This window comes from Amycolatopsis sp. NPDC051758, from assembly GCF_044453095.1.
In the GTDB taxonomy this organism is placed as follows: domain Bacteria; phylum Actinomycetota; class Actinomycetes; order Mycobacteriales; family Pseudonocardiaceae; genus Amycolatopsis.
Genome location: NZ_JBITCJ010000002.1, coordinates 981271 through 999259 on the forward strand (window position 1 = coordinate 981271; position 17989 = coordinate 999259).

Annotated in this window: 18 protein-coding genes; 10 read left to right on the forward strand and 8 right to left on the reverse strand. The window is 71.3% G+C overall.

Annotated elements, in window-relative coordinates:
- Positions 1-78 precede the first annotated feature (78 nt).
- The 9 genes from ACIA5G_RS13560 to ACIA5G_RS13600 all read left to right on the forward strand — a co-directional run bounded on the left by ACIA5G_RS13560 (position 79) and on the right by ACIA5G_RS13600 (position 10304).
- The gene (locus tag ACIA5G_RS13560) at positions 79-990 is read left to right on the forward strand and encodes a MurR/RpiR family transcriptional regulator (RefSeq protein WP_395923106.1); all 912 of its coding nucleotides are present in this window, start codon (positions 79-81) and stop codon (positions 988-990) included.
- The gene (gene rocD / locus ACIA5G_RS13565) at positions 987-2177 is read left to right on the forward strand and encodes an ornithine--oxo-acid transaminase (RefSeq protein WP_395923108.1); all 1191 of its coding nucleotides are present in this window, start codon (positions 987-989) and stop codon (positions 2175-2177) included. The genes ACIA5G_RS13560 and rocD overlap by 4 nt, the downstream gene beginning before the upstream one ends.
- On the forward strand, positions 2174-3100 hold the full coding sequence (locus tag ACIA5G_RS13570; RefSeq protein ID WP_395923110.1) for a GDSL-type esterase/lipase family protein: 927 nt from the start codon (positions 2174-2176) through the stop codon (positions 3098-3100). Before rocD ends, ACIA5G_RS13570 begins: the two co-directional genes overlap by 4 nt.
- On the forward strand, positions 3097-4170 hold the full coding sequence (locus ACIA5G_RS13575; RefSeq protein WP_395923112.1) for an isocitrate/isopropylmalate dehydrogenase family protein: 1074 nt from the start codon (positions 3097-3099) through the stop codon (positions 4168-4170). Before ACIA5G_RS13570 ends, ACIA5G_RS13575 begins: the two co-directional genes overlap by 4 nt.
- Entirely contained in the window at positions 4167-5915 is a 1749-nt protein-coding gene (locus ACIA5G_RS13580; RefSeq protein WP_395923114.1) for an aldehyde dehydrogenase family protein, read from the forward strand. The genes ACIA5G_RS13575 and ACIA5G_RS13580 overlap by 4 nt, the downstream gene beginning before the upstream one ends.
- Positions 5916-6014: 99 nt before the next feature.
- Positions 6015-7568 carry a cellulose binding domain-containing protein gene (locus ACIA5G_RS13585; RefSeq protein WP_395923116.1) on the forward strand — a complete coding sequence of 518 codons (1554 nt, stop codon included), beginning with the start codon at positions 6015-6017 and terminating at the stop codon, positions 7566-7568.
- Positions 7569-7662: 94 nt separating this feature from the next.
- On the forward strand, positions 7663-8553 hold the full coding sequence (locus ACIA5G_RS13590; protein ID WP_395923118.1) for an SDR family oxidoreductase: 891 nt from the start codon (positions 7663-7665) through the stop codon (positions 8551-8553).
- Complete coding sequence (locus ACIA5G_RS13595; RefSeq protein ID WP_395923120.1) at positions 8550-8900, forward strand: darcynin family protein; 351 nt, start codon at positions 8550-8552, stop codon at positions 8898-8900. Before ACIA5G_RS13590 ends, ACIA5G_RS13595 begins: the two co-directional genes overlap by 4 nt.
- A 174-nt stretch (positions 8901-9074) precedes the next feature.
- Positions 9075-10304 (forward strand): DUF222 domain-containing protein, encoded by a 1230-nt coding sequence (locus ACIA5G_RS13600; RefSeq protein WP_395923122.1) that lies wholly within the window; start codon positions 9075-9077, stop codon positions 10302-10304.
- Positions 10305-10387: 83 nt separating this feature from the next.
- Here the strand turns inward: ACIA5G_RS13600 and ACIA5G_RS13605 are convergent, their stop codons facing one another.
- Genes ACIA5G_RS13605 through ACIA5G_RS13635 form a run of 7 tightly spaced genes read right to left on the reverse strand, consistent with a single transcriptional unit; the run spans position 10388 to position 16319 of the window.
- Entirely contained in the window at positions 10388-11389 is a 1002-nt protein-coding gene (locus tag ACIA5G_RS13605) for a proline racemase family protein (protein ID WP_395923123.1), read from the reverse strand.
- Entirely contained in the window at positions 11390-12301 is a 912-nt protein-coding gene (locus ACIA5G_RS13610) for a dihydrodipicolinate synthase family protein (RefSeq protein WP_395923125.1), read from the reverse strand. It lies immediately after the preceding gene.
- On the reverse strand, positions 12298-13584 hold the full coding sequence (locus ACIA5G_RS13615; protein WP_395923126.1) for an NAD(P)/FAD-dependent oxidoreductase: 1287 nt from the start codon (positions 13582-13584) through the stop codon (positions 12298-12300). Before ACIA5G_RS13615 ends, ACIA5G_RS13610 begins: the two co-directional genes overlap by 4 nt.
- On the reverse strand, positions 13581-13889 hold the full coding sequence (locus tag ACIA5G_RS13620) for a (2Fe-2S)-binding protein (RefSeq protein ID WP_395923127.1): 309 nt from the start codon (positions 13887-13889) through the stop codon (positions 13581-13583). The genes ACIA5G_RS13615 and ACIA5G_RS13620 overlap by 4 nt, the downstream gene beginning before the upstream one ends.
- On the reverse strand, positions 13886-15037 hold the full coding sequence (locus ACIA5G_RS13625) for an NAD(P)/FAD-dependent oxidoreductase (RefSeq protein ID WP_395923128.1): 1152 nt from the start codon (positions 15035-15037) through the stop codon (positions 13886-13888). The genes ACIA5G_RS13620 and ACIA5G_RS13625 overlap by 4 nt, the downstream gene beginning before the upstream one ends.
- A 60-nt stretch (positions 15038-15097) precedes the next feature.
- Positions 15098-15730 (reverse strand): helix-turn-helix domain-containing protein, encoded by a 633-nt coding sequence (locus ACIA5G_RS13630; RefSeq protein WP_395923129.1) that lies wholly within the window; start codon positions 15728-15730, stop codon positions 15098-15100.
- A gap of 40 nt (positions 15731-15770) precedes the next feature.
- Positions 15771-16319 carry a MarR family winged helix-turn-helix transcriptional regulator gene (locus ACIA5G_RS13635; RefSeq protein WP_395923131.1) on the reverse strand — a complete coding sequence of 183 codons (549 nt, stop codon included), beginning with the start codon at positions 16317-16319 and terminating at the stop codon, positions 15771-15773.
- Between the two features lie 54 nt (positions 16320-16373).
- On the opposite strand from ACIA5G_RS13635, the gene ACIA5G_RS13640 reads away from it, so the two are divergent.
- Positions 16374-17093, forward strand: coding sequence for an SDR family NAD(P)-dependent oxidoreductase (locus ACIA5G_RS13640; RefSeq protein WP_395923132.1), 720 nt, complete (start codon positions 16374-16376; stop codon positions 17091-17093).
- 61 nt (positions 17094-17154) lie between these two features.
- On the opposite strand, the gene ACIA5G_RS13645 is transcribed toward ACIA5G_RS13640, so the two are convergent.
- Positions 17155-17940: an FkbM family methyltransferase gene (locus ACIA5G_RS13645; RefSeq protein ID WP_395923518.1), complete on the reverse strand. Its 786-nt coding sequence runs from the start codon at positions 17938-17940 to the stop codon at positions 17155-17157.
- Between the last annotated feature and the right edge of the window lie 49 nt (positions 17941-17989).

The window sequence follows — 17989 nt, forward strand, 5'->3', positions numbered from 1 at the left end:
AGTGGCGACTACAGACCTTGCAGCAAATGATTCTTGCGCTACTATGTAGTCATTCCTACAAGGAAGTCAACGACTGACATGGAAACTACAGAGCACGGCGAGCCGTCCCTGCAGGACCGGATCGCCGGCCGGCTGGCGATGATGACCAAGGCGGAGCGGAAGGTCGCGGAGTACCTGCGCACCCACACCTCCGACGCGGTCTTCGCCACCGCCGAGCAGATCGCGGCGGCCGCCGGGACCAGCGACGCGACCGTCGTCCGGACAGCCAAGTCGCTGGGTTACGCCGGCCTGCTCGAACTGCGGCACAGCCTCACCCGGGAGGTGGTGCGGGCCACCCGCCCGGCGCCGCCGACCGGCCTCCCGGGCGTCGAGGGCTCGGCCACCGCCGCCCTGCTCGCCCAGGTGTTCACCGAGGCGGCCGAACGGCTCGCCGGCACCTGGCGGCTCACCACCGAACCGGCCTTCGACACGGCGGTCGCCACGCTGGCCGGCGCCCGCGAGGTGCTCGCGTTCGGCATCGGGCCGTCCGAGACCGTCGCCGCCTACCTGGCCCTGCGGCTGCGCCGGATCGGCCGGCGCGCCCGGGTCAGCGGCGCCACCGGCTTCCGGCTGGCCGACGACCTCCTGGAGCTCGAGCGGGGGGACGTCGTTGTGCTGTACTCCCCCAGCCGGCTGCTCGCGGAGCTGGAGATCGTGCTCGACCACGCCGCCGCCGTCGGCGCCCGGGCCGTGCTGGTCTCCGACTCCCTCGTGCCCGTCTACGCCGACCGTGTGCACGTCGCCCTGTCCGCGGCGCCCAGCGCGACCGGCTCCACCGGCGAAAGCCTGCCGTCCCAGGTGCTCACCGACGCCCTCGTGCTCGGCGTGCGCGCCCAGGACGAAGCCCGCGCCACCGAACGGGCCGAGCTGCTGACCGAGCTGCGGTCGGAGCTCAGCCAGACCGGCACCTCCCGCCGGCCCCGCAAACCCACCCGGAAAGAGAGCCCGTGAGCACGACGACCGACGAAATCAGCCGCGTCGAGGCCAGCACGGCCCGCAACTACCACCCGCTGCCGGTCGTGCTGGCCGAAGGCCACGGCGCCTGGGTCACCGACGTCGAAGGCCGGCGCCTCCTCGACCTGCTCGCCGGGTACAGCGCGCTGAACTTCGGCCACGGCGACAAGGAGCTCCTCGCCGTGGCGCACGAGCAGCTCGACCGCCTGACGCTCACCAGCCGCGCGTTCCACCACGACAAGCTCTCGACGTTCAGCGCGGAGCTAGCCGAGCTGGCGGGCATGGACCTGGTGCTGCCGATGAACACCGGCGCCGAAGCCGTCGAGACGGCGATCAAGGTGGCACGGAAGTGGGGCTACACGGTCAAGGGCGTGCCCGCCGGTCGCGCCCGGATCGTGGTGGCGGGCGGCAACTTCCACGGCCGCACCACGACCATCGTCAGCTTCTCCGACGACCCCGTCGCCACGGCCGACTTCGGCCCGTTCACGCCCGGCTTCGACACCGTCCCGTTCGGCGACGCCGAGGCGCTGCGTGCGGCCGTCACCGAAGACACCGTCGCGGTGCTGATCGAGCCGGTGCAGGGGGAAGCGGGTGTCCTGCTGCCGCCCGGGGGTTACCTCGCCGCGGTCCGCGAAACCTGCACCACGAACAACGTGCTGATGATCGCCGACGAGATCCAGTCGGGGCTCGGCCGGACCGGGCGCACCTTCGCCTGTGAGCACTTCGGTGTGGTGCCGGACGTCTACCTGCTGGGCAAGGCGCTCGGCGGCGGCTTGATCCCGCTGTCGGCGGTGGTCTCGCGGCGCGAGGTGCTCGGTGTCCTGCAGCCGGGCCAGCACGGCAGCACCTTCGGCGGCAACCCGCTCGCCTGCGCGATCGGCACCGCCGTCGTCCGTAAGCTCGCGAGCGGCGAACCGCAGCGCCGGGCCACGGAACTGGGCGAGATCTTCGCCGGACTGCTCACCGGCCTGCCCAACGTCCGGGAGGTGCGCACGCTCGGCCTCTGGGCCGGCATCGACGTGGTCGGCCGCAGCGGCCGCGACGTCTGCGAAGGCCTGCTGAACCGGGGTGTGCTGGCCAAGGACGCCCACGGCTCGACCATCCGGCTCGCCCCGCCGCTGGTGATCGAGGAAGAAGACCTGCGGCACGCCGTCAAGCAGCTCGCCGAAGAACTGAGCGCGTGAGGTACCGGGAATTCCTGCGCGGGCAAGCGGAACTCGTCACCGAGGACGGCCGGCTCGTCCCCCGCCGGCTGCCCGCGGCGGGCCTGCACCCGCGGCTCGACGACGTCGCGCGGATGCCTGCCGGGGTGCGGCTGGAGTTCGAGACCGACGCCCGCCGCCTGGACTGGGACGTCTGGATCGCCGGGACCGGCGAGGTCGACGTGGTGGTCGACGACAAGCTGGTGAGCCGCTCGCGCACGGTCGGCGTGGATCTCCCCGCCGGGCGGAAGCGCGTGCGGATCTGGCTGCCGCAGTCGAGCCACGTCAGTCTCGGCGAACTCGGCCTCGACGGAGAAATGACGCCGCTGCCGGAAGGTCCGCGCTGGATCGTCTACGGCAGCTCGATCACCCAGTGCCGGCTGGCCGCCGGCCCGTCCGAGACCTGGCCCGCCCTGGCCGCGACGACACTCGGCTGGTCCGTGCGCTGCCTGGGTTTTGCCGGCGAATGCCACCTCGACCCGGTGGTGGCCCGGCACATCCGCGACACCGAAGCCGACGTGATCAGCCTGTGCGTCGGGGTCAACATCCACGGCGCGGCGTCCTTCTCCGCACGCTCGCTCGGGCCCGCGCTGGAGGGGTTCGTCCGCACGATCCGGGACGGCCACCCGGACACCCCGATCCTGCTCACCACTCCCCTGCACGCCCCCGAGCGCGAGAACCGGCCGAACGCGCTCGGGCTCACCCTCGCGGACGTGCGGGCCGAGGTCGCGGCCGCCGCGGCCGGCCTGCCCGTGGTGCCCGGCCCGGCGATCCTCGGCCCGGCCGACGCCGGGCTGCTGGCCGACGGCCTGCACCCCGGCGCCGAGGGCTACCGCCTGATCGCCGAGCGGATGCGGCCCCACCTGGCCGCGCTGCTCCCCGACCCCGAAGGGCACCACCCATGAAGATCCTCGTCCTGCCCGGCGACGGCATCGGGCCCGAGATCACCACCGCCACCCTCGACGTGCTCACCGCCGCCGACGACCTGCTCGGCCTGGGCCTGGAGTTCGAGACGCGCGCCATCGGGCTCGCCTCGCTGGCCGAGTCCGGGACCACCCTGCCCGCCGCGGTGATGACCCGGATCCCGCAGGTGGACGGCGTCCTGCTCGGGCCGGTGTCGCACTACGAGTACCCGCCGCGCGCCGAGGGCGGCATCAACCCGTCGGCCGAGCTGCGGACGGTGTTCGAGCTGTTCGCCAACATCCGGCCCTGCCGCTCCCGGGCGGAGCTGAGCCTCCTGCGCGCCCCGATGGACCTGGTCATCGTGCGGGAGAACACCGAAGGCTTCTACGCCGACCGCAACATGCACGCGGGCACCGGCGAGTTCATGCCCGACCCCGATCTGGCGCTGTCGGTCCGCAAGGTCAGCGCGAAGGCGGCCGAGCGGGTGGCCGTCGCCGCGTTCGAGCTGGCACGCGGCCGCCGCCGCAAGGTGACCGCGGTGCACAAGGCCAACGTGCTGAAGCTGTCCGACGGGCTGTTCCTGCGTGAGGTCCGCAAGGTCGCTTCGCGGTACCCGGACGTGGAACTGGAAGAGCTGATCGTCGACGCGACCGCGGCGCTGCTGATCCGCACCCCGGAGCGGTTCGACGTCCTGGTCACCACCAACATGTTCGGCGACATCCTGTCCGACGAAGCGTCCGAGCTCTCCGGCGGCCTCGGCCTGGGCGGGTCGATCAACGCCGGGCACACCCTGTGCGTCGGGCAGGCGCAGCACGGTTCCGCGCCCGACATCGCCGGGCTCGGGGTGGCGAACCCGACGTCGCTCATCCTCTCCGCGGCGATGCTGCTCGACTGGCGCGGCCGCCGCGACGACAACCCCGGGCTGACCGAGGCCGCGGCCCTGATCACCGCGGCCGTCGACACCGTGCTCGACGACCCCGGGACCCGCACCCGCGACCTCGGCGGCACGCTCGGCACGGCCGAGTTCGCCGAAGCCGTCAGCCACGCCCTCACGAAGACTGGAGCCCGATGATCCTCTCCGTCGACCCGGCCAGCGGCACCGAACTGGCCCGCTTCACCCCGCAGTCCACTGTGGACGTCGAGACTGCGCTCGACGCGGCCGCCGGCGCCCAGGCGCGCTGGCGCACTCTCGACGTCACCGAGCGGGTGGGGCTGTTGCGGGAGCTGGCCCGCGTTCTGCGTGCCGGCAAGGACGAGTACGCCCGGCTGGTCACCGCGGAGATGGGCAAGCCGCTCACCGAGGCCGAAGCCGAGATCGAGAAGTGCGCGGTGACGTGCGAGCACTACGCCGGGCAGGCGGGCACCTACCTCGCCGACCGGCCGATCCCGCCCGACAGCGTGGTCGTGCACGACCCGCTCGGCGTCGTGCTGGCCGTGATGCCGTGGAACTACCCGTTCTGGCAGTTCTTCCGCTTCGCCGCGCCCGCGCTCGCCGCGGGCAACGGGATCGTCCTCAAGCACGCGGGCAACGTGCCGCAGTGCGCGCTGGCCATCGCGGACGTCATGCGAGCCGCCGGCACGCCCGAGGGCCTGGTCCAGGTGCTGCTCGTGGAGTCCGGCGCAGTCGCCGGGCTCATCGCGGACGACCGGATCGCGGCGGTCACCTTCACCGGCTCGACCGAGGTCGGGGCGATCATCGCCGCGCAGGCCGGGGCGGCGCTGAAGAAGCAGGTGCTGGAGCTGGGCGGGTCGGACCCGTTCGTCGTGCTGGCCGACGCCGACGTGCCCGCCGCCGCGGCGACCGCCGTCAAGGCCCGGTTCGTCAACGGCGGGCAGAGCTGCGTCAACGCCAAGCGGTTCATCGTCGAAGAAGCCGTCGCCGACGAGTTCGTCCGGGAGTTCACCGCCGCGGCCGCCGCCTTGGAGGTCGGCCCGCTGGCGCGGGAGAACCTGCGCGAGACGCTGCACGACCAGGTCGGCCGGAGCGTCGACGCGGGCGCTTCCCTGCTGCTGGGCGGGAAGCCCGCCGACGGGCCCGGGTTCTTCTACCCGCCGACGGTGCTCGACCACGTGACCCCGGGCATGGCGGCGTTCGACGAGGAGACCTTCGGACCGGTCGCCGCGATCACCCGAGTCGCCGGCCCGGACGAAGCGATCGAGCTGGCCAACCGCACGGAGTTCGGCCTCGGCGCGGCGTTGTGGACCCGCGACCTCGACCGCGCCGCCGCGCTCGTGCGCCGCCTCGAGGCGGGTGCCGTGTTCGTCAACGGCATGGTCGCGTCCGACCCGCGCCTGCCGTTCGGCGGCATCAAGAAGTCCGGGTACGGCCGCGAGCTCGGGGCCGAGGGGATCCGCGAGTTCACCAACACGAAGACCGTGTGGCGCGGCCCGGGGTCGACGTCGTTCCCGCCGGCGGTGCTGCGCCCGTCGTCGCTGCCGGCGCACAACCGCGGCGGTGGCGCGAGCACCGTCCCCCTGGTGACATGCGCGGTCGGCGCGAAGGTGTTCCTGAACGGCACCACGCACTTCGAGGGCGGCGCGGGCATCCCGCTCCACACGCACAACTGCCCGGAGAGCGTGGTGATCCTCGAGGGTTCGGCGATCGTGGAGATCGACGGCGCCGAGCACCACCTCGAGCAGTTCGACACGACGTACGTCGACGCGGGCACCCCGCACCGGTTCCGCAACGCGTCGGCCACCGAGCCGATGCGCATCCTGTGGACGTACGCGTCGGTGGAGGCGACCCGCACGATCGTCGAAACCGGCGTCACCACCCGGGTCGACGCCGAACACACAAATCCGAAACTTTCGGAATAACCCGCAATTCGAAAGTTTCGGTCGACGGGCACTTCTTGACGGGGAAAGCGAAACGGACCTACCGTTTTGGTATTCCGTTTCCCCGGAAGGGAGAACCCGGTGCGTGTGCACACCCGGATCCGCGCTGCCCTCGTACTGCTGGCGGCGACCGTGCTCACCCTCGGCGGCGTGGTCACGGTCGCCTCCGGCGCCGCCGCGGCGGTCGAGGACGACGGCGCCGACTGTGCCGTCACCGTGCCCGGCTCGTGGCCCGCCACCGCCAAACTTCCCGACCCCTTCAAGAAGATCGACGGCGCACGCATCACCAGCCGGTCCGACTGGCGGTGCCGGCGACAGGAGATCAAGAAGCTCGCGGAGCGCTCGATCTACGGTGAGAAGCCGGCAAAGCCGGCCAGCGTCACGGGCACGGTTTCGAACACCGGTATCACCGTGAACGCCGGGGAAAACGGCCGGAGCGCGAGTTTCTCCGCGGGTGTCGAACTGCCGAGCGGCACCGGGCCGTTCCCGGCCGTCGTGGTCGTGGGCGGATTCGGCGCGGACACCGCGACCATCAAGGCCGCCGGAGCCGCCGTCATCACCTACGACCCGCTCGCCGTCGGCAAGGAAGGCACCCCGCGGAACAACAAACAGGGCGCGTTCTACAGCATTTACGGCTCGTCGAGCAGCACCGGGCTGCTGGCCGCCTGGGCGTGGGGCGTGAGCCGGATCATCGACGTCGTCGAGCAGGCGGGCGGGCGGATCCTCAAGCCGGACGCGCTCGGCGTCACCGGGTGTTCGCGGTATGGGAAGGGCGCTTTTGCGATCGGCGCGTTCGACCAGCGCATCGCCCTGACCATGCCGATCGAGTCCGGCACGGCCGGCGTGCCGATCCTCCGTGGCATTCCCGGGGAAAGCGGGTCCCAGCCGCTGAGCAACGCCTACGGGGAGCAGCCGTGGTTCGGGGACGCCTTCAGCGCGTACACCGGCAATCCGGCCGCGCTGCCGGTCGACACCCACGAGCTGGTCGCCATGGTCGCGCCGCGCGGGCTGTTCGTCATGGAGAACCCGCACATCGACTGGCTGGGCGCGCGGTCCGGCAGTGTCGCCGCACTGGCCGGCGCGGAGGTCTACAAGGCGCTCGGCGCCGGGGACAACATCACCTACTGGTCCGACGTCCAGGACGGCACCCACTGCGCGTCCCGGCCGGAGTGGCGGACGCCGCTGCAGCAGAACATCCAGAAGTTCCTGCTGAAGACGGGTAGCGCGACCGGGACCTTCCGGATCTCGGCCAAGAAGGCGGGCAACCTGGCGGAGTGGCGCGACTGGACCACACCCGTCCTCGGCGACGGGCCGGGCAGCACCACCACACCCACCACGCCTCCTTCGGGAGGAACCTGCACGGCGTCGGTGTCGGTGAACCAGTGGACGGGCGGGTTCGTCACGACGGTCCGCGTCACGGCGGGCGCCGCGCCGGTCTCCGGCTGGACGGTCACCGCGACCCTGCCCGCGGGCGCCGCGATCACGTCGACGTGGAACGCCGGGCGCAGCGGCGACACCGGCACCGTCCGGTTCACCAACGCCGGGTTCAACGGCGCCCTGTCCCCCGGCCAGTCGACGGAGTTCGGCTTCCAGGGCACGGGGACCGGAGCCGGGACGGCCACAACTTGCGCCTGACGCAACTATGGATTACCGATGTTGCGTGGCACGGACACCAACGCGGCTCCTAACTTCGTACTCGTAACGAGTTCCCCGAAGAAGGAGCAGCACCATGCACGTGTTCGTCACCGGCGCGACCGGCTGGATCGGCTCGGCGGTCGTCGACGAGCTGCTCGGCGCCGGCCACGAGGTCACCGGCCTCGCCCGCTCGGACGCCGCCGCCCTCGCCCTCGGCAAGAAGGGCGCCCGGGTCCGGCGCGGAGATCTCGACGACCTCGACGGTCTCCGCGACGGCGCCCTCGACGCCCAGGGGGTGGTCCACCTCGCCAACAAGCACGACTGGGCGAACCCGGCGGAGAACAACCGGACCGAGCGGGCCGCGATCGAGACTCTCGCCGGCGCGCTCGCCGGCACCGACCACCCCTTCCTCCTCGCCGCCGCGATGGCCGGCCTGGTCCAGGGCCGGCCCGCGGTCGAGACCGACGTCTCCCCCGCCGTCGGCCCGGACTCGATGCGCGGCGGCGGGGAGAACCTCGCCTTCGAGTACGCCGGCAAGGGCGTCCGGGTGGCGAGCGTCCGCTTCGCACCGTCTGTGCACGGCATCGGCGACCCCGGGTTCCTGGCGTCGATCATGGCGGCAGCGCGCAAGCACGGCGTGTCGGCCTACCTCGGCGACGGCACCACGGCGTGGTCCGCGGTCCACCGCCCCGCCGCGGCACAGCTCATCCGCATCGGCCTCGAGCGCGCGCCGGCCGGGTCGCGGCTGCACGCCGTCGCGGAAGAAGCCGTCACCACCAGGGAAATCGCCGAGGCCATCGGGCGCACGCTCGACGTCCCGGTGGTCTCGGTCGCCCCCGAGAACGCCGTTGAGCACTTCGGGTTCATCGGCCGGTTCTTCGGCCTGGACATGTCCGCGTCGAACGCCGTCACCCGCGAACTGCTGGGCTGGACGCCGTCCGGGCCGAGCCTGGTCGAGGACATCGAAGCGGGTGCGTACGCGTGAAGACGACGTTGACGGCCTTCATGCTGGTCAAGACGATGCCCGAGTGGCTGGCCCTGACCGTCGAGGAGCGGATCGAAGCCTTTCGCACCGAAGTCGTCCCGGCGATCGAGGAAAGGACGAAGGGCGTCCGGTCACGCTTCTACGACACCGAGTTCTATTCGGCGCGGGTGACCGATGTGTGGGTTTGGGAGGCTGTCGACCATCACGCGTACCAGCTCCTGATCGATGCCCTGCGGGAAACTCCTTTCTGGGACCGGTACTTCGAGGTCGCCGAGATCCTGGTCGGGGTTGAGAACGGGTACGCCCGGAACTATGGGACGGATGCCGTCGCGTCCATCACCACCTAGTCGCGGGTTTTCAAGATACGGCTTCGCCGTTGCGTGGGAAATCGGCGCTTCCTCGTGGTTGCTTCCTGCTCGGTGCGGGAGCGCCGATTCCCCACGCAACGGTGTCCCTGCCGGGCCGCCGCTTCCACCTGATCGAGTGATGAACATTCGTTCGATCGTCGGTAATCTTGTTGTGTGGACAGCGAAACGGTGTGGCAAGCAGATGCGGTGGCTCTGGCCGACCGTGTCTCCGCGCTGCTCACCGTGGTGCGGTCTGCTGAGGCTGAGATCGGTTCGCTGCTGGTGGAAATCGAGTCCCGTGGTGTGATGGAGTTGTTCGGGTATCGGTCTGTTGCCCGGTTGTTCGAGCATCTCGCCGATGTTCCCAAGGCTGCTGCCGAACGCGTCGTGAAACGAGCGCGGGCGGTCAATCCTGGGTGTGCCCTCGATGGCAGCCCGGTGCCCGCTGTTGCTCCCGCCACCGGGGTCGCCGCCCTGGACGGTCGATTGAGCAACCCGATGATCGACACCATTGTCGGTGCCCTGACGCAAGTTCCGCCCGAACATCGCGACGATGCAGAACGAGACTTGCTGTCCTTCGCTTCCGACGCCGGGCACAAGCAGGTTGCAGCGCTGGGGGCGCGGATCGTGGCTCACCTCGATCCCGACGGTGCTGAGCCGGTTGAGACCGAACCGTCTGTGCCCACCCGAGAGCTTTCCCTGCGCCGGAAGAGATCCGGGGTGTGGGAGCTCAACGGCCGGTTCGACGATGAGACCGGCGCTCGCGCCAGCGCCCTGCTTGACGTGCTCGCCCAGCGCCGCACCGCCGACGACGGCGGCGACTTCCGTTCCCCGCAGGAACGCTACGGCGACGCCTTCTCCGACGCCATCAACCTCGCCTTAAATACTCCGGACCTGCCGACGCAGGCAGGTGAACGAGCCCACGTCATGGTCGCGGTCTCCCTGGAAGACCTTCGGTCCGGCATCGGCCGGGCAACTCTCGGCGACACCGGCCGCATCTCGGCGGCCGAAGCCCGGATCCACGCCTGCGACTGCAAACTCATCCCGGCGGTGTTAGGCGACAAGAGCGAACTGCTTGATCTCGGCCGCTCGCGCCGCTCGGTCCCGACCAGCCTTCGCCGCGCCCTCTACCTGCGGGACCGCGGGTGCGCTTTCCCTGGCTGTCATCGCCCTCCGCGGCACTGTCAGGGTCACCACATTCACCACTGGGCCGATGGCGGCCCCACGGATCTGGGCAATCTGGTGCTGATGTGCGCCCACCACCACCGGCTCCTGCATCGCTCCGGCTGGGAAGTCCGCATCGCCACTGACGGCCTACCGGAGTTCTTGCCCCCGGTGTTCCTGGATAAGCGCCGAAAACCTCGGCGCAACAACCTCCACCAACCCCTGCCGTTCGCGGCGTGAACAACTGAACAGGGGAAAGGCCCGCAGCCAACCGGCTACGGGCCTACACCCACGTCCTGGACCGGTAGTGGCGGCTCAACCACCTAGAGGACGAAGCCGGCCGGGAACGGGTCATCGGGATCAAGCAGGTAGGTGGCAGTCCCGGTGATCCAGGCCCGGCCCGAGAACTCCGGGATCACCGCCGGAACATCCCCGACCGTCGTTTCGCCGACCAGCTCGCCGGTGAATGTCGTCCCGATGAAGGAACTGTTCTCGAACGGTGTGTGCAGCGGCAGTTCACCGCGAGCGTGCAGCTGGGCCATCCGGGCGGACGTGCCGGTGCCGCACGGTGACCGGTCGAACCAGCCGGGGTGGATCGCCATGGCGTTCCGGGACGCCCTCGCGTCCGAGCCCGGGGCGAGGAACTGGACGTGCTTGCAGCCGCCGATCAGCGGGTCGGCCGGGTGCTTCGGCGGCCGCTGCTCGTTGATCGCGCCCATGATCGCCAGGCCGGCGCCGAGGATCCGGTCCTTTTCGGACCGGTCGAACGGGATGTCCACTTGGGACAGTTCGAGGATGGCGTAGAAGTTGCCGCCGTAGGCGAGATCGTAACGCACCTCGCCGAGGCCAGGTACTTCCACCACGGCGTCCCGCTCGGCGAGGAACGACGGGACGTTGCGGAGCTTGACCCGCTCGGCGCGGCCGTCGCGGACGTCGACCTCGGCGTGCACCAGCCCGGCCGGGGTGTCCAGGCGCACCACGGTCTTCGGCTCGGTCACCTCGACCATGCCGGTCTCCACCAGCACGGTCGCGACGCCGATGGTGCCGTGGCCGCACATCGGCAGGCAGCCGGAGACCTCGATGTAGACAACACCCCAGTCGGCGTCGTCGCGGCAGGGCGGCTGCAGGATCGCGCCGCTCATCGCCGAGTGGCCGCGCGGCTCGTGCATCAGGAACTGCCGGATGTGGTCCAGGTGCGCCATGAAGTACCGGCGGCGCTCGGCCATCGTGTCGCCGGGGATCGTGCCGACCCCGCCGGTCACCACCCGGGTCGGCATGCCTTCGGTGTGCGAGTCGACCGCCGTGATCGCGCGTGAGGACCGCACCTACCCCACCCCCAGCGCGGTCAGCGCGCGGCCCATGTCGGCGCGGACCTGCTCGTCCTGCGCCGCCGACAGCGGGCCGCGCGGTGGGCGGCAGGGCCCGCCGTAGCGGCCGACCATGTCCATCCCGAGTTTGATGGCCTGGACGAACTCGGTGCGCGAGTCCCAGCGGAACGCGGCCACCAGCGGCTCGTACAGCGCCCGGGCCTCGTCGAGCTTGCCGGCGGTGGCGAGCTCGAACAGGCGCGCCGACTCGGCCGGGAACACGTTGGGAAAGCCGGCGAACCAGCCGGTCGCGCCCATCAGGAGGCTTTCCAGGACAACGTCGTCGGCGCCGCTGATCACGGCCAGCTCCGGCGCCCGCTCGCGGATCTCCAGCACTCGCCGGACGTCACCGGAGAACTCCTTGACGGCGACGACGTTGTCGATCTGCGCGATCTCGGCCAGCAGGCCGGGCGTGAGGTCGACCTTGGTGTCGAAGGGGTTGTTGTAGACCATCACGGGCAGCCCGGCCGACGCCACCGCCTCGAAGTGGGCGAGCACTTCGCCGTGGTTGGCGCGGTAGAGCGTCGGCGGGAGGCAGAGCACACCGTGCGCGCCGTCTTCGGCGGCGGCTTCGGCCCAGTACCTGGCCTGGTGCGCGCCGGGGCCGTGGACGCCGACCACCACGATCCCGTCGGACCCGACGGCTTCGATCGCGGTGCGGGCGACACGGCGGCGTTCGACGTCGGTGAGCGAGGAGTACTCCCCGAGGGAGCCGTTCGGGCCGACCCCGCGGCAGCCGTTCTCGACGAGCCAGCGGCAGTGCTCGGCGTAGGCGTCGTAGTCGACGGCCAGCCCGGCCGGGGCCGCGTCGTCGGGCCGGTAGGGCAACGCGGCGGCGACGACCACGCCCCCGAGGTCGCGGGTGCTCATGGGTGGGTCTCCTTCGGATCGGCGAGCTCGCCCAGGCGGATCGGCTGGGCGATCGGACGGTGGTGGCGCTCGGCGCCCCCGCAGAGTTCGGCGACGGTGGGGCCGCAGATCCGGCCTTGGCAGGGGCCGAGCCCGGCCCGGGTGCCGAGCTTGAGCGCGTGCGGGCCGGACCCGATTGCGTCCTTCAGGGCGCCGTAGGTGGTTTCCTCGCAGCGGCAGATGATCGTGTTGTCGTGCAGCCACCCGGGCCAGGCGGCGCCGATCGGATGGGCTCGGGCGAGCCGTTTCGCGAACGCGCGTGCTCGATCACGCCGGTTTCGCAGTTCACGGCTCAGTGTGCCACCGGCGGCAGCACACCCGGCGACCGCGCCTTCAGCGGCGGCGGCTTCCGCGCCTCCGATTCCGGTGATCTCCCCGGCGGCGAAAACGTCGGTGACCGTGGTGCGCTGGTCGTCACCGACGCGGACGAACCCGTTGTCGAGCAGGCACCCGGCCGCGACGGCGAGTTCGGGTTGCGGCGTGAAGCCGTGCCCGACACAGACGGCGTCGACCTCGTAGGTCCGTTCGGTGCCGGGCACCACCGACCAGTCCGCGCGGACGCGGGCGGTGACAACTTCGCGGACCCGGTCGTCACCGCGCGCTTCGACAACCACGCGGCCGAAGTGGTACGGGACGCGGTGGCGGGCGAGCGTGAGGGCGTAGCGGGCCAGTTCGCCGGCTTTGGCAGTGGGGAATCCCCATCCTTTGAGGACGGTGGTCGCGGGGTTGGCTTCCATCACGGCCACGACGTCGGCCTCGACCTGGAGAAGCGACTCGGCAACCGGCAGCAGGAAGGGCCCGGCCCCGGCGACGAGCACCCGCCGCCCGACGGCGACGCGCTCCCCCTTGGCCAGTGCCTGCGCGGCGCCCGCGGTGAAGACGCCGGGGAGCTGCCAGCCGGGGAACGGCAGGGTGCGGTCGTGCGCGCCGGTGGCGAGGACAAGCGCGTCGGGTTCGATCGTGTGCTTCCGGCGTCCGGTTCCGTCGGGTTGTCCACGCAGGACGTGCACTTTTCTGTTTTCGAGCGCCCAGACGGTGCTTTCGGGCCACCAGGTGCAGCGGCCGAGCAGCTCGGCCCAGCGGCGGGGATGCCGCGTCGCGTAGGTCTCGGGCGGCATCCGGTGATACTGCCCGCCGGGAGCGTCGGCCTGGTCGAGAACGGTGACTTCAGCGCCGGCTTCAAGGGCATGTTCGGCGGCGGCGAGCCCGGCGGGCCCGGCACCGATGATCAGGACCTGGGTCATGCGCCCTCCTGCCGGGACTGGGTCCGGATTTCATCCCCGTCGGCGGCCCGGCGGCGGCAGGCCCGGACGTCGGGGACGCCGTTCACGGTGAGGAGGCAGTCGAAGCAGGCGCCGATGCCGCAAAAGACCCCGCGCGGGGCGCCGGAGCGGGTGGTGCGCCAGGAGGTCCGGCCGGCGGCGAGGAGGATGCCGGCGACGGTCTGGCCCGCGATGCCGGGGACCGGAGTGCCATCGACGGTGATCTGGATCGGGGTGTCGGTGCGGCCGATGGGGTCGCGGTCGCGAGGCAGGAGGTAGCCGCTCATGCCGCCACCTCCGCCAGCACCGCCGGACGGTCCACAGTGAACTCCCCGACCGGCATCGAAGGCTCCGCCCCCGTCAGCAACTCCCGCAACAACCGAGCCGTCCCCACACTCAAGCCGATCCCCGCACCCTCATGGCCCGTCGCATGCCAGAGACCTCCCACCCGCGGGTCCTCCCCCAGCACCGGCAGGTGATCGTCCAAATAGGGCCGGAACCCGCCGTACGCGCGCATCACCGCCGCGTCCGCCAGGCTCGGGAACAGCCGCAGCGCCTTGGCCGCGATCACGCTCAGCACGTGCGGGCTCAAGCTGTCATCAAAACCCACCCGACGGCGCGACGAGCCGATCAGCACGGTCCCGCCCCGGGTCGACTCGACCACCGCCGAGGTCTGCAAGCCGCCGGAGTCCGTGCCGACCGCGCCGACGTAGTCCGCGTCGTAGACCTTGTGGCGGACCACTCCCGGCATCGGGGTGGTCACCAGCACCTCGCCGCGCCGGGGGCGGACCGCGATCGGCGCGCCCAACACGCCCGAGACCAGTCCCGACCACGGGCCCGCCGCGTTCACCACGACGTCCGCATCGAGCACCTCGCCCGGCACGCGGACTCCGGTGATCCGGCCGCCGGTCACCACAGCTCCGATCACTTCGGTGTCCACCCGCAATCGGACACCGGGGGCCGCGCGCAGCAGGGCCAGAGTGGCGCCGGCCGGCTGGACCTGCGCGTCTTCCGGGTAGCGGATGGCGGCCGTCACCTCGCGTGTCAGGGCCGGTTCGGCCGCCGCGAGTTCTGCCGCCGACAGTGGCTCGGTCAGCACCCCGGCCGCTGCCTGTGCCGCGGCGAACGCCGTCAGAACACCAGCCCCGGCTTCGGTGGTGGCGACAACGATGCCGCCCTTCGGGTCGAACTCGCACGCGTCGCCCAGGTCGGCCGCGATTTCCGGCCACAGGCGGTTCGACAGCTGCGCCAGGGAGAGTTCCGGCCCGGGCTCCTTGTCCGAGACGAGCAGGTTGCCTTCACCGTGCGAGGTGGTGCCACCCGCGGGACGGCCGCGGTCGACGACCAGGACGTCGAAGCCGGCCAGGCTCAGCTCACGGGCGCACGCCGCGCCGACGACCCCGGCGCCGATCACCACCACCCGCGTTCGGTTCATCGACCCTCCAGCGTTCGGTAAAGCGAACGATCGGAGCGTAGATCTCGGCCGGGAAGGGTGTCAATCCTGCAGCACCGGGTGCGGCCGGCCGTCGAGCCGCTCGTCCGCGCGGTACTGCAGCAGGAGCACCGAATGCACCGGCGCCGAAACGGCGGTGTAGCTGTGCGGCTCGCGGGCGTCGAACGCGACGTAGTCCCCGGGACCGAGGTCCACGGTCCGGCCGGCCACCTCGACCCGCAGCTCGCCGGTCTGCACGACGGTGTGCTCAACCCCGACATGCCCCTGCGAACGCTGCGGCGCGTCCCCGCGGACCAGCTGGTCGTACACCTCGAACACGCTGTTCTCGGCCTCGATCCGGCGCAGCGGCCGCAGGTCGACACCCTCGCCGCGGAGCACCTCGACGTCGGCGGCGCGCACCACGGTCAGACCGCCGCGCGGCCGGTGGTCGAGCAGGTCGGAGATCGCCACCTCGAGGGCCCGGGACAGGCTGAACACGGTCTCGATGGTCGGGTTGCCGGTGCCCGCCTCGAGCTGCGACAGCGTCGCCTTGCCGATCCCCGAGCGGCGCGACAGCTCCGACAGCGAGAGCCCGCGCGTCGCCCGCGCGGCCCGCAGGTTCACCGCCAGCATGTCCCGGATGGACGGCCCGCCGTCTTCTGCCACGTTCTGCCTGCCGTTCGGTAAAGCGTACATTTTGCCGGTCCTCCGTTCGGCTCACCGATCGAAGCCAGCGTCATGATGCCACGTCGGGACCGCTCAGCGTCGCCTCTAGCTTGGCGAGCAAGCCGGTCAGGGCGTCGTGCTCGGCGGCCGTGAGCGCGGCGATCAGGTCCGCTTCGTGCTCGAGCAACTGACGCACGGTGCTTTCGATCAGCTCGTGACCGGCTTCGGTGAGCCGGACGGCGACCGCGCGCCGCGACACCGGTGACGGCGACCGTTCGACGAGCCCGGCCTGCTCGGCCCGGGTGATGCGCTGCGAAATCGCCCCCGCGGTGACCAGCGTCCGGCGGGTGATCTCCCGGGTGGTGAGCTCGTACGGCGGCCCGGCCCGCCGGATCACGCTCAGCAGGTCCAAAGTGGACGGATCGATCCCCAGTTCGGCCAGGGTGCGCCGCCGGTCGTCGGCGAGGAGCTTCGCGATGCGCCAGACCGGCGTGATGATCTCGATCGACCCGGTGCGCACGCCGGGGAGTTCACGCTGCCACGACGCGGCGATGTCGGCGGCGGGCCACCGCAGGATCGCCTCCAGCGGGTAGCCGTCGGCCCCGGGATCGTTGGACATCCTCGTCCCCTCGTTGCTACGTTTAGAGCTAAACATAGCAGAGGAGGACATCTCGTGACACGAATCGTGCTGGTCACCGGCGGGAGCAACGGGCTCGGCAAGGCGGTGGCCGCCCGGTTCCGCGCGGACGGCGACACCGTGGTCGTCACCGGGCGCGACACCGGGCGCCTCACCCGCACGGCCGCCGAACTCGACGTCCGGCCGATCCCCTGCGACGGCACCGACCCGGCGCAGGTCGCGCGGCTGGCGGACGAGCTGGGCCCGGACCTCGACGTCGTGGTCAACATGGCGGGCGGCAACACCGACTTCGACACCACGGAAGGAACCGGCCTGGAGCAGGTCCTGCAGGCGTGGCGGGCGAACCTGGACGCCAACCTGCTCAGCGCCGTGCTCACCACCACCGCCGTGCTCGGCAAGCTGCGCCCGGGCGGCTCGATCGTCAACGTCGGTTCCATCGGCGCCGAGTACGCCGCAACCTCTTACGGCGCAGCAAAAGCCGCCCTCGCGGCGTGGACCGCCGGGCTGTCGTCCGAAGTGGGCCCGAAGGGCCTGACCGCGAACCTGATTTCCCCCGGCTACATCGCCGAGACGGACTTCTTCCGCGGGAGGCTCAGCGACCAGCGGCGGACGACCCTGATCGATGCGACCCACAACGGGCGCGCCGGACAGCCCGGCGACATCGCGGAAACCACGTACTTCCTGGCCTCCGCGGGTGCGCGCCACATCACCGGGCAGACCCTGCACGTCAACGGCGGCGCCCACACCACCCGGTGAGCGTCAGAACCCCATCTGAGCCGACGCCCTCGACCGCGTGCTGACCGAGGGCTGGTGACGGTCACCGGAGGGCGAACACCATCCCGATGTCGGCGGCCCGCTGGACCTGGTCCTGCTGCGCGTCGACGGTGAAGCCGTGCGCGGTGAACACCTCGCGGACGCGGTCGCGGTTGCGCTCCCAGCCTTCGACCTCGACGACGGCCTGGCGCACCAGCGGCCAGTGCCGGTCTTCGATGCCCCGCAGCACGTCAAGCTCGGCCCCTTCGACGTCGACCTTGAGCAGGTCGATCCGGTCGACACGGTGCTCGTCGAGCACCGGGGACAGCGGCCGGACGCGGACCCGGTGCGTCTCGAGCTCCCGCATCACCCGCAGCTTGCGGCCGACGATGCCGCGCAGCACCGGACCGGGCAGGCGGCGGGCGGCCGGGCTGCCCTGGCGGATCATCTCGACGATGCTGGCGGTGACCCGCTTCTTTTCGGCTTCGACGTTCCCGGCGTCCCGCAGGGAGGACGAAAAGATCGTCGCGGCCGGGAAGTAGCTGAAGTCCAGCTCGTCTTCGGCCGCGGCCAGGCCGAACGGCAGTGCGGTCAGCCGGCCGTCGAAGAAGTCACGGCCGTTGCGGGCCAAGGTCTCGTAGAGGGGCGGCAGCGGTTCGAACGCGAAGATCCGCACGTCGCCGTCGAGCCGCTCGTAGACGGCGGCGGAGAAGACGCCGACGTTGGCGCCGACGTCGAGCACGGTCGCCCCGGGCGCGAGCTCGACGCCGTGGGCGAAGTAGCCGCCGACCTCCTCGCGGAGGAAGGAGACTTCCCACGGGTTGACACTGTGCAGGGCGATCGTGTCCATGGTCACGCGCAGAGGACTACCAGCACCCGGCGGGTGCGGTCCAGAGTTC